This window comes from Sphingorhabdus sp. (assembly GCF_050921905.1).
Classification (GTDB): domain Bacteria; phylum Pseudomonadota; class Alphaproteobacteria; order Sphingomonadales; family Sphingomonadaceae; genus Sphingorhabdus_B.
Genome location: NZ_CP050888.1, coordinates 580,661 through 595,517, shown reverse-complemented (window position 1 = coordinate 595,517; position 14,857 = coordinate 580,661). Strand labels below are relative to the sequence as shown.

Annotated in this window: 21 protein-coding genes; 17 read left to right on the top strand and 4 right to left on the bottom strand. The window is 54.1% G+C overall.

Annotated elements, in window-relative coordinates; genetic code table 11:
* Positions 1-44: 44 nt before the first annotated feature.
* Positions 45-1,529: a signal recognition particle protein gene (ffh, locus tag HEQ18_RS02925; RefSeq protein ID WP_432815446.1), complete on the bottom strand. Its 1,485-nt coding sequence runs from the start codon at positions 1,527-1,529 to the stop codon at positions 45-47.
* Between the two features lie 273 nt (positions 1,530-1,802).
* On the opposite strand from ffh, the gene HEQ18_RS02920 reads away from it, so the two are divergent.
* The 5 genes from HEQ18_RS02920 to HEQ18_RS02900 all read left to right on the top strand — a co-directional run bounded on the left by HEQ18_RS02920 (position 1,803) and on the right by HEQ18_RS02900 (position 7,139).
* Positions 1,803-3,452: a putative bifunctional diguanylate cyclase/phosphodiesterase gene (locus HEQ18_RS02920; protein WP_432815445.1), complete on the top strand. Its 1,650-nt coding sequence runs from the start codon at positions 1,803-1,805 to the stop codon at positions 3,450-3,452.
* Between the two features lie 66 nt (positions 3,453-3,518).
* Positions 3,519-4,325, top strand: a complete 807-nt coding sequence (gene dapF / locus HEQ18_RS02915) for a diaminopimelate epimerase (protein ID WP_397604822.1) — start codon at positions 3,519-3,521, stop codon at positions 4,323-4,325.
* An 8-nt stretch (positions 4,326-4,333) separates the two neighbouring features.
* Positions 4,334-5,587 (top strand): tRNA (N(6)-L-threonylcarbamoyladenosine(37)-C(2))-methylthiotransferase MtaB, encoded by a 1,254-nt coding sequence (gene mtaB / locus HEQ18_RS02910; RefSeq protein ID WP_432815947.1) that lies wholly within the window; start codon positions 4,334-4,336, stop codon positions 5,585-5,587.
* Positions 5,584-6,513: a signal recognition particle-docking protein FtsY gene (gene ftsY / locus HEQ18_RS02905; protein WP_397580283.1), complete on the top strand. Its 930-nt coding sequence runs from the start codon at positions 5,584-5,586 to the stop codon at positions 6,511-6,513. The genes mtaB and ftsY overlap by 4 nt, the downstream gene beginning before the upstream one ends.
* Entirely contained in the window at positions 6,510-7,139 is a 630-nt protein-coding gene (locus tag HEQ18_RS02900) for an inner membrane-spanning protein YciB (RefSeq protein WP_432815444.1), read from the top strand. Before ftsY ends, HEQ18_RS02900 begins: the two co-directional genes overlap by 4 nt.
* Before the next feature lie 16 nt (positions 7,140-7,155).
* Here the strand turns inward: HEQ18_RS02900 and HEQ18_RS02895 are convergent, their stop codons facing one another.
* Positions 7,156-7,776 (bottom strand): superoxide dismutase, encoded by a 621-nt coding sequence (locus HEQ18_RS02895; RefSeq protein WP_432815443.1) that lies wholly within the window; start codon positions 7,774-7,776, stop codon positions 7,156-7,158.
* Between the two features lie 165 nt (positions 7,777-7,941).
* Between HEQ18_RS02895 and HEQ18_RS02890 the strand changes: the two genes are divergently transcribed.
* Complete coding sequence (locus HEQ18_RS02890) at positions 7,942-8,505, top strand: urate hydroxylase PuuD (RefSeq protein ID WP_397604825.1); 564 nt, start codon at positions 7,942-7,944, stop codon at positions 8,503-8,505.
* A 50-nt stretch (positions 8,506-8,555) separates the two neighbouring features.
* Here the strand turns inward: HEQ18_RS02890 and pspF are convergent, their stop codons facing one another.
* Positions 8,556-9,593 carry a phage shock protein operon transcriptional activator gene (pspF, locus tag HEQ18_RS02885; RefSeq protein ID WP_432815442.1) on the bottom strand — a complete coding sequence of 346 codons (1,038 nt, stop codon included), beginning with the start codon at positions 9,591-9,593 and terminating at the stop codon, positions 8,556-8,558.
* Positions 9,594-9,760: 167 nt separating this feature from the next.
* On the opposite strand from pspF, the gene HEQ18_RS02880 reads away from it, so the two are divergent.
* The 11 genes from HEQ18_RS02880 to HEQ18_RS02830 all read left to right on the top strand — a co-directional run bounded on the left by HEQ18_RS02880 (position 9,761) and on the right by HEQ18_RS02830 (position 13,529).
* Entirely contained in the window at positions 9,761-9,949 is a 189-nt protein-coding gene (locus HEQ18_RS02880; RefSeq protein ID WP_432815441.1) for a hypothetical protein, read from the top strand.
* 110 nt (positions 9,950-10,059) lie between these two features.
* The gene (pspA, locus tag HEQ18_RS02875; RefSeq protein ID WP_397604827.1) at positions 10,060-10,743 is read left to right on the top strand and encodes a phage shock protein PspA; all 684 of its coding nucleotides are present in this window, start codon (positions 10,060-10,062) and stop codon (positions 10,741-10,743) included.
* Between the two features lie 3 nt (positions 10,744-10,746).
* The gene (gene pspB / locus HEQ18_RS02870; protein ID WP_432815440.1) at positions 10,747-11,034 is read left to right on the top strand and encodes an envelope stress response membrane protein PspB; all 288 of its coding nucleotides are present in this window, start codon (positions 10,747-10,749) and stop codon (positions 11,032-11,034) included.
* 1 nt (position 11,035) lies between these two features.
* Positions 11,036-11,413, top strand: coding sequence for an envelope stress response membrane protein PspC (gene pspC, locus HEQ18_RS02865; RefSeq protein ID WP_432815439.1), 378 nt, complete (start codon positions 11,036-11,038; stop codon positions 11,411-11,413).
* 26 nt (positions 11,414-11,439) lie between these two features.
* Positions 11,440-11,595, top strand: coding sequence for a hypothetical protein (locus HEQ18_RS02860; protein WP_432815438.1), 156 nt, complete (start codon positions 11,440-11,442; stop codon positions 11,593-11,595).
* Positions 11,595-11,894 (top strand): hypothetical protein, encoded by a 300-nt coding sequence (locus HEQ18_RS02855; RefSeq protein WP_432815437.1) that lies wholly within the window; start codon positions 11,595-11,597, stop codon positions 11,892-11,894. Before HEQ18_RS02860 ends, HEQ18_RS02855 begins: the two co-directional genes overlap by 1 nt.
* Positions 11,895-11,930: 36 nt before the next feature.
* On the top strand, positions 11,931-12,236 hold the full coding sequence (locus tag HEQ18_RS02850; protein WP_296200756.1) for a hypothetical protein: 306 nt from the start codon (positions 11,931-11,933) through the stop codon (positions 12,234-12,236).
* Between the two features lie 11 nt (positions 12,237-12,247).
* Positions 12,248-12,544: a hypothetical protein gene (locus tag HEQ18_RS02845; protein WP_296200712.1), complete on the top strand. Its 297-nt coding sequence runs from the start codon at positions 12,248-12,250 to the stop codon at positions 12,542-12,544.
* 12 nt (positions 12,545-12,556) lie between these two features.
* Complete coding sequence (locus HEQ18_RS02840) at positions 12,557-12,829, top strand: hypothetical protein (protein ID WP_296200714.1); 273 nt, start codon at positions 12,557-12,559, stop codon at positions 12,827-12,829.
* Between the two features lie 27 nt (positions 12,830-12,856).
* Positions 12,857-13,099 (top strand): hypothetical protein, encoded by a 243-nt coding sequence (locus tag HEQ18_RS02835; protein WP_397604833.1) that lies wholly within the window; start codon positions 12,857-12,859, stop codon positions 13,097-13,099.
* A 25-nt stretch (positions 13,100-13,124) separates the two neighbouring features.
* On the top strand, positions 13,125-13,529 hold the full coding sequence (locus HEQ18_RS02830) for a SufE family protein (RefSeq protein ID WP_397604834.1): 405 nt from the start codon (positions 13,125-13,127) through the stop codon (positions 13,527-13,529).
* On the opposite strand, the gene HEQ18_RS02825 is transcribed toward HEQ18_RS02830, so the two are convergent.
* Positions 13,517-14,857, bottom strand: coding sequence for a PepSY-associated TM helix domain-containing protein (locus tag HEQ18_RS02825; RefSeq protein ID WP_432815436.1), 1,341 nt, complete (start codon positions 14,855-14,857; stop codon positions 13,517-13,519). The genes HEQ18_RS02830 and HEQ18_RS02825 overlap by 13 nt on opposite strands.

Below are 14,857 nucleotides of genomic sequence, written 5' to 3'. Positions count from 1 at the left end.
AAAACTAACTCACCTTTCTTAAAATATCAAAACTAAACAGTATATTATTTCTTTTTATTCAAAAGCCTTGCGAGGTCAGGTGGCATCCCGCCACCGCCGCTTAGTCCGGGAAATCCACCCATGCCCGGTGGCATTGCGCCGGGGGGAAGGCCGTGCATTCCCTCCATCGCGCCACCCAGATCTGCGCCGCCTTTTCCGCCAAACATCGCTGCAAGGCCCTTAAGCCCTCCCATTTTTCGGATTCGCTTCATGGCGCTTGCCATTTCCTGGTGCATTTTGATGAGCTTATTCACGTCTTGCACCGTCATGCCAGATCCTTTGGCAATGCGGATCTTGCGCTTGGCGTTCAACAATTCTGGCTTGGCGCGTTCTTTCGGTGTCATCGAACCGATGATGGCGTCCATATGCACCAGCAACTTATCGTTCATCCCGCTGGCGTCCATCGCCTGCTTGGCCTTTTTCATGCCGGGCATCATGCCAGCCAATGCTCCAAGGCCGCCCATTTTCGTCATTTGACGAAATTGCATACGCAGGTCGTCCATGTCGAACTGACCCTTGGCCATTTTGGCGGCGAGCTTGTCGGCATCCTCCTTTTCGACCATTTCAGACGCACGTTCGACCAAGCCGACGACGTCACCCATGCCCAAAATACGGCCAGCGACACGGCTTGGGTTGAATGCCTCAATAGCGTCCAACTTCTCGCCGACACCCGCAAATTTGATTGGCTTACCCGTAATGGCGCGCATCGACAGTGCCGCACCGCCGCGCGCATCACCATCCATGCGAGTCAGCACGATACCGGTCAGATTAACGCGTTCGCCAAAGCTTTTCGCAACATTCACCGCGTCCTGACCCGTGAGCGAGTCCACGACCAGAAGAATTTCCTGCGGCAGCGAAACCTTCGCCACCGCCTGCATTTCGTCCATCAGTTGCTGATCAACATGAAAACGACCAGCGGTGTCGAGGATGAGGACGTCAAAGCCCTGCAGCTTTGCCGCCTGCATAGCGCGCTTGGCAATATCGACAGGCATTTGCCCCTGAACGATGGGTAAGGTCGCGACATCAGTCTGCGTTCCGAGCGTGCCCAGTTGCTCCTGCGCAGCCGGACGATTAACGTCGAGCGACGCCATCAGGACCTTCTTGCCCTGCTTCGTCTTCAACATCTTCGCGATTTTTGCGGTCGTAGTGGTTTTACCCGAACCCTGAAGGCCGACCATCATGATGATCGCGGGTGGTGCAACGGCCAGGTTCAGGTCGCTTTGTTCAGCGCCCAACATTTCAACAAGCGCGTCGTTGACGATTTTGACGACTTGCTGGCCAGGTGTGACTGACTTCAACACTTGCGCGCCGACGGCTTGCTCGGTCACCTTGTCGATGAATTCACGGACGACAGGCAACGCAACGTCAGCCTCAAGCAAGGCAACGCGCACTTCGCGCATCGCCTCACGCACATCGGCTTCGTTCAACGCACCGCGACCGCGCAGGCGATCAAACACCCCTCCTAACCGGTCACTCAGCTTGTCAAACATCGACATTCCTCACCAAATCGCCCCATATGGCGCATAAACGAACAAAAAGCCGGTGAGCGAATCTTCGCCAACCAGCCTGGAAACTACGGATTTCCAACAAAAATTGAATGACAGATGTCCTGCCTTGGCGCGTCGATTACCAACCTAGCCATCCGAATGCAAATCATTCCGCCCGTGGTCATCAAGCAACATGTGTTTCTTAAAACGACGCCTCTCTTTGGATTAACGATATATTGACCATTTACGGCGATAAAGGACGCGATCGGAAAGATAATGGAATCGCAACAAATCCTACCTGACAGATATCCGCCTCCGCGCAAACCGCGGGATGGAAATGGTCCAATTCGCAGCTTTGTCCTGTTTGCGGCGCTTGCGCTATTTGTGGCTATTGGCGGCCAATTGGGCTCCCAAATTGTGCGCACATTCATGGGCTATAGCGAAGGGACAAACCAGATCATGGTGACTGCCTTATTGCTCAATGTAGCGCTCATCCTCTTAACTTGGCGTCGCACCAATGCCTTAAGCGATGAAATCCAAGTTTACCGTCAAGCAGAAGTGAGGGCACAACATCTGGCGATGACCGATCCTTTAACGAATTTGTACAACAGGCGTGCCTTTAAGGAAAAGACATCCGAAATGATCGCCCGCGCGTCGCGCCTGGGCAAGTCAATCGCGTTCCTGATGATCGATCTCGACGGCTTCAAAAAAGTGAATGACACTTACGGCCATGACAGCGGAGATATTGTTCTACGCGAAGCGGCCGACCGAATGCGCGAGGTTGTCCCCCAGAGCAGCGTCATCGCGCGGTTGGGCGGAGATGAATTCGCGATTTGCCTTATGTTCGAACCTGAATTTCCTGACACGGTCGACAAGATCGCCAAACATCTTATCGAAGCCTTTGCACGGCCAGTTGCCATCGCCGATGCGTCACAAATGGTGACGGCGTCCATTGGCATCAGCCGACCAGAGCGGGATTGTGCTGCCATTGATATCCTGATGCGCCGTGCGGACATCGCGTTATATGCGGCCAAGACGAATGGGCGTAACGGATATCGCTGGTTCGACAACAATATGGAAATTAAACCAAGATCACGCAGCCCGCGACAGAGCGATAATCGCGACACAATATCGACTAAGGCATTCGTGCCTTTCTTTGAACCGCAGGTTGATCTTCACACTGGCGAACTGGTTGGCTTTGAAGTGCTAGCGCGCTGGATATCCCCCATCGGTGGCCTTGATTCACCTGACGACCTTATACCAGTCGCCGACAAAACCGGGATGAATGATGATTTGTCCATCACCATTTTCCAACAAGCGTTGCTGGAAGCGAAGAACTGGGATCCAAGCCTCACTATTTCGGTCAACATCTCGCCAGCCCAGTTACAGGATCTTTGGCTGGCGCAAAAGATCTTCAAGCTGCTTGTCGAAACCGGTTTTCCAGCCAATCGGCTCGAAGTGGAAATTCCAGAGAGCGCGCTGTTCAGCAATCTCAGCATCGCGCAGTCCACCATGGGGAGCCTTAAAAGCCAAGGCATCCAGATTGCACTGGACGATTTCGGCTCAGGCGACAGTTCACTTGCCCATCTTCGCGCGCTGCCGTTTGATCGGATAAAGATCGGCCGAAGCTGTGTCTCATCGATGCTGGATAATGCTGAAAGCGCAGCTATTGTGCAGTCGGTTGCTGGGCTTGGCAGAACCCTTCAGGTACCGATTATCGCCCAAGGTGTCGAAGACGACCATGTTCTTGCAAAACTGAAGGAATTTGGTTGCAGCAAGGGTCAAGGTGCCCTGTTTGGCCACCCCTTGAACATCGACCAGGCTCGCAACCTGCTGATCGATAATGACCTTTTTCCGAAGCTTTATCGACTGAACCCAGCCCATGCCAAGCATAAAGCCAAAGTGGCGAACCACGGGGCGTATTGAAGGCCTGTTCCGCATACCCAGCATGAGCGGTGGACACTCCGGCCTGCAGCCCCTAAATCGCCGTGGATGGCAAAAGGCGAATTTCACAAGATGCATGGACTGGGTAATGACTTTGTCATTATTGATGCGCGCGCATGTCCGATGGAAATGCCCCCTGCCCGCGCGCGGGCGATTGCGGACCGGAAGATCGGCATTGGCTGCGATCAGCTCATCCTTTTGCTTACCTCCAAAGTTGCCGATGTCGCCATGCGCATTTTTAACGCGGATGGCAGCGAAGTCGAAGCATGTGGCAATGCCTCGCGCTGCGTCGTTGCTTTGTTGAAACGAGACCTAAAAATCGAAACAAAGGGCGGGATTATTTCCGGGCAATTGTCCGGCAACGATGTAACCGTTTCCATGGGTGAAGCCAAATTCGACTGGCAGGACATTCCGCTCGCGTTTGCCATGGACAGTGGCGCCCTGCCCCTTGCGTGGGAAGAACTGGAAAACCCCATGGCGGTCAACATGGGCAACCCGCACGCCGTGTTCTTCGTGCACGACACCGATGCGGTTGATCTCGCCGGGCTTGGCCCAATCATTGAGCATGACGCCGCCTTTCCAGAACGCGTAAATGTCAATGTCGCGTCCGTCGATGGCAATGAAATCCGCCTGAACGTATGGGAGCGCGGCGCGGGCCTAACGGGCGCATGCGGCACAGGGGCCTGCGCGACGGCTGTTGCCGCGATCAGGCAAGGCAAGGCTTCGTCACCTGTTATCGTCCACCAATCGGGCGGCAGCTTGACCATCGCATGGGCACCGGGGCAGCCAGTTATCATGACCGGCAGCGCGACTTATGTCTTTAACGGACAAGCCGACTGGGATGATTTTGGATGAATACCCCGCTGCAGAAGCCTGAAGTTATCAGCATGGGGTGCCGCCTTAACCTCGCCGAGAGCAATGCCTTGGCCGAGCAACTTGCCGGCCATGAAGACATTGTCATCATTAACAGTTGCGCCGTCACCAATGAATCCGTGCGCCAAACGCGGCAAGCCATTCGGCAAGCCCATAAGCGTCGCCCCGATGCCCATGTGTGGGTAACTGGCTGCGCGGCACAAGTAGAGCCCGAAACCTTTCAAAACATGCCAGAAGTGGCTGGTGTGTTCGGCAATCATGAGAAACAAAATGCCGCATTGCTGCGCGAGATAATCAATCGCCCGGACCGCCCGGTTGTCGTGTCGGACATTATGACAATTGCGCAAACCGCACCGCATCTTGTCACCGCTTACGCGGGCAAGACGCGCGCCTTTGTTGAGGTGCAAAATGGCTGCGACCATCGCTGCACCTTTTGCATCATACCCTATGGCCGGGGCAACAGCCGGTCTGTTCCAGCCGGGAGCGTTATCGAACATATTCAAAAGCTGGTGGACACGGGTTTTCAAGAGGTCGTGCTGACGGGCGTCGATGTCACCAGCTATGGCCATGATCTGCCGGGGCAGCCAAATCTAGGCTCGCTTGTTGAGCGCATCTTAAAGCTTGTGCCAGACCTTCCGCGCCTTCGTCTTTCGTCCATTGATGGCGTAGAAATTGACGCGCGGCTGTTTGACCTGCTGACCAGCGAAACGCGAGTCATGCCGCATGTCCATCTGTCATTGCAAGCAGGCGACAATATGATCCTGAAGCGCATGAAACGGCGCCACAGCCGTGAACTAGCGATTGACCTTGTTGCGCGATTGAAAGCAAAAAGGCCCGACATTGCCATTGGCGCTGACATCATCGCCGGTTTCCCGACCGAGGATGACGCCATGTTTGCGAACAGCGTGGACCTCGTGCGCCAATGCGGCATCGTTCATGGACATATATTTCCCTATTCGTCCAAAAAAGGCACGCCAGCGGCGCGCATGCCGCAATTGCCGCCACAGATTATCAAGGCCCGCGCCAAAACCCTGCGCGATGCAGTCGCTGCTGAAAAAGCCATGTGGATGAATGCATTGATCGGCACCGTTCAAAATATTGCCGTCGAAAGCGGCGGATTGGCTGGTCATGCCGAAAATTTCGCCTATCTGAAGCTCGACAAAATGATGCCGGAAGGCCGTATCGTATCGGTCCGTGTCACGCATATCCAAGACGGAATTTTACAGGCAGAGGTTATCGAATGAGTGAGAATGCTGGGTGGACGGACCGTTTGTTCGGCGGCCTTAAAAAAACGTCAGGTAAGCTGACCGAGAATATCGCCGGGCTTGTTACCAAGGCAAAGCTTGACGCAAGCGACCTTGACGAGATTGAGGATGCTCTGATTGCCTCTGATCTTGGCCCAGCAATGGCCTCACAAATCCGGGACAAGATTGCCGCTGGCCGGTTTGACAAGGGTATTGATGCCGATGGCATAAGGCAGATCGTGGAGGATGAAATCGCTTCGGTCCTTGCGCCAGTTGCCTCCCCGCTGGAAATTGACGCTTTCCCGCGCCCTCAAGTCATTTTGGTCATTGGCGTTAACGGTTCAGGCAAAACAACGACCATCGCAAAACTTGCCAATCTGTTTTTGGAACAGGATTATGGCGTCATGCTGGCGGCAGGCGATACATTCCGCGCAGCCGCTATTGGCCAGTTGAAGATTTGGGCAGAGCGCGTTGGCGTGCCGATTGTTACAGGCCCCGAAGGCGGCGACGCGGCGGGTGTGGTGTTTGACGCCGTCAAAAAGGCAACAGCCGAAGGGATCGATGTCCTGATCGTTGATACGGCTGGCCGATTACAAAACAAACGCGAGCTTATGGATGAACTTGCCAAGATCCGCCGCGTCTTGGGTCGGCTGAATCCAGCCGCACCGCACAATGTCGTCCTCGTCCTTGACGCCACAACGGGTCAAAACGCGTTGTCACAGATTGAAACCTTTAAAGAGGTCGCAGACGTGACTGGGCTGGTTATGACAAAATTGGATGGTAGCGCGCGCGGCGGCATTTTGGTCGCGGCGGCAAAACAATTCGGACTGCCCATCCACGCCATTGGCGTGGGCGAGGCTATTGATGATTTGCGGCCATTCAACCCGCAAGATGTTGCCCGCGCCATAAGCGGTGGTTCATTGTGAGCGAAGTCACTCAAACACAAAAGCCATCGGGCAAGCTTAACTTCGTCCTCGATTTCGGACCGTTATTGTTGTTTTTTGTGGCGTCGAAGTTTGGCAGTTCCGACACCGACCCAAAACAGGGCGCGATTATCGGTACGATGGTGTTTATGGCTGCGATCATCGTTGCTGTGATCGTGTCAAAGGTAAAACTCGGCAAGATTTCACCGATGTTGAAGCTAACGGCGGCCTTGGGAGTATTCTTCGGCGCGCTAACGATCTGGTTTCACGACGAACGCTTTATCCAGATTAAGCCGACAATAATCTATGTGTTTTTTGCGGCCTTGCTCCTTGGCGGGTGGATGCGTGGTAAGGCGATGCTGAAATATATTCTGGAGGCAGCCTATCAGGGTCTGAACGAAGCTGGCTGGTTAAAGCTATCGTTAAGCTGGGGGCTGTTTTTCCTCGCGCTGGCGGGATTGAACGAGATTTTCCGTCGACCCGAATGGTTTTCGTTCGACACGTGGCTTTCGATCAAAGTGTGGGGTGTAACTGCACTCACCTTCCTTTTCGCCTTGGCCAATATCCCTATGCTAATACGCCACGGCCTGAAGCTCGGCGATGATGCCGAGCTTCCGCCGCAGGGATAATCGCTAGGGTCAGGACCTAGTTTTGGTCGGCGCGCAACGCGCCATTGCCGTCAAGATTTTCAGCGACAAATTCCCAGTTGATTGCTTTGTTCAACAACGCATCGACATAATTCGGACGGGCGTTGCGATAATCGATATAATAAGCATGTTCCCACACATCGATCGTCAGCAACGGACTCATATCGTGCGCAACGGGCGTATCGGCGTCATGCAGCGAGGTGATTTTCAGCCCGTCTCCCTCAAGCACTAACCATGCCCAACCACTGGCGAAATGGCCAACGGCTTCTTCTTTCAGCTTTGCCACCATGTCTTCATGGCTGCCAAAGCTTTCATCAATCATCGTTTTTAGCTTGCCCGTCGGTGCCTGCTGCTCTGGCGTCAGGCATTTCCAGTAGAAACTGTGATTCCAAATTTGCGCGGCGTTGTTGAACAACCCCTTGTTTTCTTGCGCTTTGGTAGCAGTTATAACTTCAACCAAAGACGCGCCTGACAAGGCGGCAACATCGGCAATCAACATGTTGGTTTTATCGACATAGGCATTGTGGTGCTTGCCATGGTGATAGTCGAATGTCTCGGCGGAAATGAGATCACCAAAGGCGGATGTGTCGTAAGGCAGGTCTGGGAGAATGAATGACATTGCTTATCTTTCTGTATCGGATGGTCCGGAAGCAAACGCATCGGGGCAGTCCCCGTTCCGTCGGTCACGCACTGCTAACGCAGAAAATATGTGACAAGCCTCGTCCATACAGATAGGCATTATCGCATCAGCGGCAATACCGCCTGAATGCCTAGGGGAGAAATCATGGCGAAGTTTTTTGGAAATCTACATCTGGTGCTGGTCGCCGGGCTAGTGCTGTCATTTACAGTAATGTTTGGCTTGGACGGAGACGGAGTCACGGCGCAATCCATCACGCGTTGGCTGCATACATTTTTCGGGATCGTCTGGATCGGATTATTGTACTATTTCAACTTCGTGCAAATCCCAACGATGCCAAAGGTCCCGGCTGAACTAAAGCCAGGCATTTCGAAGCATATCGCCCCATCGGCGTTGTTCTTCTTCCGCTGGGGCGCGGCGCTGACCGTTTTATTCGGCCTTATTATAGCTGTTCAAGCTGGCTACGCGCATCAGGCGTTTACCTTGCAAGATCCTTATAAGCTGATCGGCGTTGGCATGTGGCTTGCTGTTATCATGGCGTTCAACGTGTGGTTCATCATCTGGCCAAACCAGAAAAAGGCGCTCGGCATTGTTGAAGCCGATGACGCGACAAAGGCGAAGGCAGCTACCACCGCGATGATGACATCGCGTTTGAACACATTGCTATCTATCCCGATGCTGTACACGATGGTCAGCTTTAACGGCGGCTAAATCCGCATATCTGGATGTCAAAGAAGGGGCGGCACATGCCGCCCCTTTTTTTATCCTAAAAGATCGTGTTTTTTCAACGTGTGGCGCAACTGGTCATAACTGAGATTGAGCGCTTTTGCCGTCTGGCGCTGGTTATAACGACACTTTGCCAGCGCTTGCTCCAACACAGATTTTTCAAACTTCTCCGTCGCCTCGCGGAAATCGTTTACATCCACGGCTTGGCTTAGGTCCGTTGAGTAACGGGGTTCGGCGACATTGTTCTGATTATCGGCCTGCACCTGAGCAGGCGCAGAAGCGGCCACCCCGCCCCGCCATGGGCTGTCGAACGGGTCGAATTGAATATAGTCAACTGGCTGTGCCGGGTCGGCCCAGCGATATACCGCGCGCTCCACAACATTGCGCAGTTCGCGGACATTGCCGGGCCAGAGGTGGTTTTCCATCGCGCGCGTTGCGACTTCGCCAAATCCGGGCCAGCCATCCCAACCCAATTCCGCCGCCATTTTGCGTCCATAATATTCGGACAGAACCTCAATATCGCCTTCGCGCACACGTAGCGGCGGCAAGGTGATGACCTCAAAACATAACCGGTCAAGCAAGTCGGCCCTGAACCGCCCCTTGTCGACCATATGGGGCAGATGTTCATTGGTCGCAGCGACAATCCGCACGTCAACGCGCATGGGCCGGGATGAACCGATGCGGGTGACCTCACCATATTCCACCGCACGCAATAGCCGCTCTTGCGCCCCCATGCTTAAGGTACCAAGTTCATCAAGGAACAATGTCCCGCCGTCGGCCTCTTCGAAACGGCCTTCGCGTGCCCGCGTCGCACCGGTAAATGCCCCTGACTCATGGCCAAATAATTCAGCCTCAATCAGCGTCTCTGGTAAAGCCGCGCAGTTTATGGTGACCAAAGGCCCATCCCAGCGCGCACTGAGGCGATGGAGACGCTCGGCAATCAACTCCTTGCCCGTCCCGCGCTCTCCTACGACCAATACAGGTCGATTGAGCGGTGCAGCGCGGCTTGCACGTTCCACAGCATCCAAAAATGCCGTTGATTGACCAATGAATTGAACGCTATCCCGATCCATTTTTAAACATTGGCATATTTCACCATAGAGTGGCAATAATTACTAGCAACTCCCCCGCACAAATTTTGAGAAATGGCAGAAATGCAACAAAAACGCGAATTGGCACAGTCCCTGCTAAGTATTTTGCAAGCCGGTAATATCGGCAAACAAGATAGGGACTACATAGAATGCGCAAAGATATCGAAACCAGCAATTATCCAAACGGACAAGATAGCCGTCTCTGGTTGGCGGTCGCTTTGTCCTTCACGATGATCTTTACGAGCTATGCCGTATCGGTTCTGAACCACCGCGGCGTCGGCGAGATCAGCGCACACACCCAACCGAATAGGCCAATCGTTGTCAGCTATCTTGCCTGACGTCGATAACCTGCGACCGGAGTGCCCCCAGCTCTCCCTCCCCCTGCCAAAGGCACCCGGTCGCCACCTTTTTGAATGAAGTCACCAATACACATTATCGGAGTTACCCAATGGGCATATTTTCACGAACCCGCGATATCATCGCCGCCAATGTGACCGATCTTCTCGACAAGTCACAGGACCCTGCCAAAATGATCCGCATGATCATTCTGGAAATGGAAGAAACATTGGTCGAGGTTCGGGCATCTGCTGCGCGCACCATTGCTGACCAGAAAGAACTGCGGCGCCATATCGACAAGTTGAACACGCTTGAAACCGACTGGACCGACAAGGCCCATCTGGCGCTGTCAAAGGGCCGTGAGGATCTTGCGAAAGCCGCCTTATTAGAAAAGCGCAAGGCGACGGATATGAAGGAGCAGTTAACCGCGGAGATCGATGTTCTGAACGATGCGCTGAAGGCTTCTGAGCAGGATATTCACAAGCTGCAGAAGAAGCTTGCCGACGCCCGCAGCCGCCAGAATGCGCTCATGACACGCTTGGAAAGCGCCGAGAATCAAGTCAAGCTGCGCACGATGTACAATGGCGACAAGGTCCGCGAGGCATTTTCCCGCTTCGATGTCCTCGAACGCCGCGTCGATGAAGCGCAGGGATATGCGGACTCACTCTCCATCGGGTCAGACGCGCCGCGCACTTTGGGTGACGAAATCTCAGCGCTTGAGAGCTTCGATGTCGTCGACGCCGAGCTGGAAGAAATGAAAAAGGCCATGAAGGCCGACCACAAGAAAGAAGGCTAAACTATGGAAGACGTACTCGTTCCGATTATGATCATGGGGATGCTGTTTGTCGCCCTCCCCTGGCTGGTACTCCATTATGTGACGCGCTGGAAAACCGCTGCGACGCTAACCAATGATGATGAACGGATGCTTGGCGATATGCACGAACTGGCCCGCCGTTTGGAAGATCGCCTCGACACTGTTGAGCGCTTGGTCGCGCAGGAGAACCCCGGTTGGCAACCACGCCGCATCGAACTCGATACGCCAGATTTTGACCCAGAAAATATACGTAGGCTGGAAAGGAACCGCTGAAATGTCAGGGAAACACACCAAATTCTATCTCGATAAACAAAATGCCAAATGGAAGGGCGTCTGCGCTGGCTTAGCCGATTACACGGGGATTGATGCAATTTGGTTCAGGCTCGGTTTAATTGCGCTCACGATAGGACAGGGCTGGCCAATCTTGCTTTACATCGCTGCAGCTTGGATGGCCGATAAAAAGCCTGTGCATCTGTATACCGACGACCGAGAAGAGCAGAAATTTTGGCAAGGCGTTCGTCAATCGCCTGCCCGCACCACCCGCGACATTCGGTCACGCTTTCGGGAAATCGACCATCGCTTGGCCGAAATGGAAACTTATTATGTCAGCAACAATAAGCAGCTAGCCGACGAAATCGAAAGCCTCCGTTAACCAAGTGCTTATCAAGGAATTAGCATATGTTCACGCTCATCATTCTTGGCCTTATCGGTTGGTTCACTTACCGCCATTTCGCGCAGAAAAAGCGTCAGGCCGACCGCCGCAATTGGCGTGTTGATTATCGCGACACCCCAATTCGCCCACTGCCCCGCCGACTACCGTGGAGGGATTTATAATGAGCTTTGGTGGACCAAATTTCGTCATCGCAATAGTTGCGATGTTGACGGTTGGCTGGCTGGTCAACAACTGGATCCGCGCCAAACATGGCTATCCCTTGGAAGATGAATGGGGCGGTAAGACCGCCTTGACCGATGGCGACTATCCCGAAGCCGAACGCAAGATCATGCTTTTGAGCAACGAGAATGAAACGCTGAATGGCAAGATCGGGCATTTGGAAGAACGCGTCGCGGTTCTGGAACGGATTGTGACGGATAAGGCCGGGCGTTTGTCCGAAGAAATCGAACGGCTTCGTTAAAATAGGAGGCATGATATGGACCCCGATAAACTCGCGATGATAACGGCCATTGGTCCGATGATAGGCATGGGCGTTGTTTCTATCTGCGCCGGATGGGTGCTAACGACATGGATGCGTATCAAAAACGGCTATCCGCTCGATGGGGCATGGGGTCAGGCCGTGTATCCCAAAAATGATCAGGAGGCTGTTGAACGCGTGAAGCTGCTGAGTCAGGAAAATGCGCAACTGCGCGCGGAGCTTGGGTCGATAAAGGATCGGTTGGCGAACGTCGAGAAAATCGTCGTAGACGACAGTCACAGGCTGAGATCAGAAATAGAGGCCCTTCGCGGGCCGTCGAACTGAAGGGGCGAAAAATGGACATCAACCCCCTCATCATTCCCATCCTGGGCATCAGCTGCGGCCTGCTTGCCGTTTTCGGCGGTGTGTTCGTCCTGCCCTTCTTCAAGCTGAAGCAACGACAGCTCGAACTGAACGCACAGAACGTTGCCGAAAAGGCTGCGCAATATGCCTCGAAGCAGGGGATACTCGAAGAACGCGTCGCCGTTCTCGAACGCATTATCACCGACCAAGGCTACAGCGTTGCAAAGGAAATCGAAGAGTTGCGAAGCTTACCGCCTAAGTCGGTGACGCCGCAACAAGACCTGATCTAAGGGAGATATTTTATGGGTCCGTTTGAAATGGTTGTGGCAATCATACTGATCGTCACCATCGGCAAGATTATCCAGACGAAGCAAAAAGCCAAGCATGGCATTGTTGAAGATCAGGATTTTATGGGCACCAAGACCCATCGCCTGTTGAACAGCGCAGAAACACAGCAGATGCAGGACGAGATCAAGACACTGAAAGAACGTATTCAGGTGCTTGAGCGCATCGCGACCGACAATAACAGCGCGAACGACCTGAACCGTCAGATAGAGGAACTGCGCAGCCGGTAACGGCGCGCGGATCGAAAGGAAGGAACCATGGAACAGGATCCCAATTTCTACATCATTATCGGTGCTTTTGCAGTGCTGTCCTTAGGGATTGTATCTTCGCTCGGGTTGCGTGGATGGCGCGATTGGATTGCGCTGAAGCATGCCGAGTTGGACATTGCCCGCCGCAGCAGCGACGCGCCAGTGCCGTCGGCTACGTCGCGTATCGAAGTCGCGGACTTAAAAGAGCGCGTCAAAAAGCTTGAGGCTATCGCCGCAGGGATTGATATCTAAACCCTGCGGCCATATGCGGGTGCCCATGACCACACTCACCGACATTCAAGAAGAATATGCATTCCTCGAAGCCGACGACCGCTATCGTTTGTTGATCGATCTTGGCCGCGAACTGGCCCCAATGCCCGATGCGCTGAAAACCGATGCGAGTTTGGTCAGGGGCTGCTCGGCAAGTGTCTGGGTGTATCCTGTGACCGACAATAACCAACTTTCGTTTATGGCGGACAGCAATGCCGCGATCACCAAGGGCATCATCGCGCTTGTGCTCAAAACGGTAGACGGCAAAAACGCCGCCGAAATTTTGGGCACTGATATAGAGAATGCCCTCGCCCCGTTTGACCTGAAGAACCAACTCAGTTCAAATCGAACGCAGGGCATTCCCAATATGATATCGCTTATCCGCGAAACAGCAGCGCGTTATGCCATCTGAACTGGCCTCACGCCCAGCCAAATCGCAAAGGCCGGCAGTCGAGGCAACAGCAACCGGTCAAACAGCCATAAAGCCAGCAGTGAAACGGCAAGCAATGGCAACAATATGGCCATCACACCCATGATCACCGCCACGCCGCGTATTTTCTGCGGCACAGCAGGGGCAATAGGTGCCCCAAGCGCGTCAGCGGGCTTACGCCGCCGCCACATCATAAAGCCCGATATGACCAAAGTGATCAGGCCCAACGCGGTGAGAACACCGATAAGCTGATTGATCCAGCCAAAAAGCTGCCCCTCGTGCCATGCAATTCCATAATTCACGGCGCGGTCAATGACATGCTTGTCCGCAAAGCCCGTCCGCGACATCTCCTTACCCGTTGCAACATCAAAGCTGATACTGCGGTTTAGTGGCCGGTTTTGCGCCTCCGACTTGATCGTCCAAGCCATTGGCGTTGGTGGACCAAAACGCTCCGGCGCGCCCGGCGGCTTTACTAAAACGGGATGCGGCAGCTTTTCCAATTTCGCCTTGGCCACCATGTCGGAGAGGCCAATAAGCGGTATCCCAGCAGCCTGCATTTTCATCATGGCGTCGTGATCATGCTCGGCATGTGGGGCATGGCTACCTGTTTTCCAGTCTTGCGCGCCTTGGACAAGGCCTAGCTCCGCCCTTGCCAAGCGAAAGGCATCGCCCCAGACACTTGCCCACGGCAGTCCAGTGGTAAGCAAAACAAGCGCGAGCCCCGAAACCCAAAAGCCGGTCACCGCATGCAGGTCGCGCAGGAGTATACGCTTGCCCTTGCCAAGCCTGGGCCACACAACGCCCTGAAGGCCCTGCCCGCGTGGCCACCACATATACAGACCGGACAGGATCATCACTATGGCCCAACAGGCCGCGAGCTCAACAATCCAATCCCCCATTTTGCCGATCAAAAGCGAACCATGAATGCGCGCGACCGTTGCTGAAATGCGACTATCAGGGTCGATGCTGCCCAAAACCCTGCCCTGCGGCGACACATAGACGTCACGCATGGACCGGCCATCGGCTAACCCGATATGAATCATTGCGGCGTCCCCGTCACGTGCGGGCAACCGATAGCCGTGAAACTGCGCACCCGGATTAGCGTCGATGACCGCGGCAAGCTGTGTATTGGGGGACACGGCGCCATGGGGCGAAAGATTGCTAAATGCGCGCTCCTGCCAACGATCCAATTGTGGCTTGAACAGATAGATTGCACCTGTTGTCGCCAGCACGAGAACGAGTGGCATGACAAACAAAGAGGCATAAAAATGCCAACGCCAGATTGTTCGGTAGAATGATGTATTTTCCAT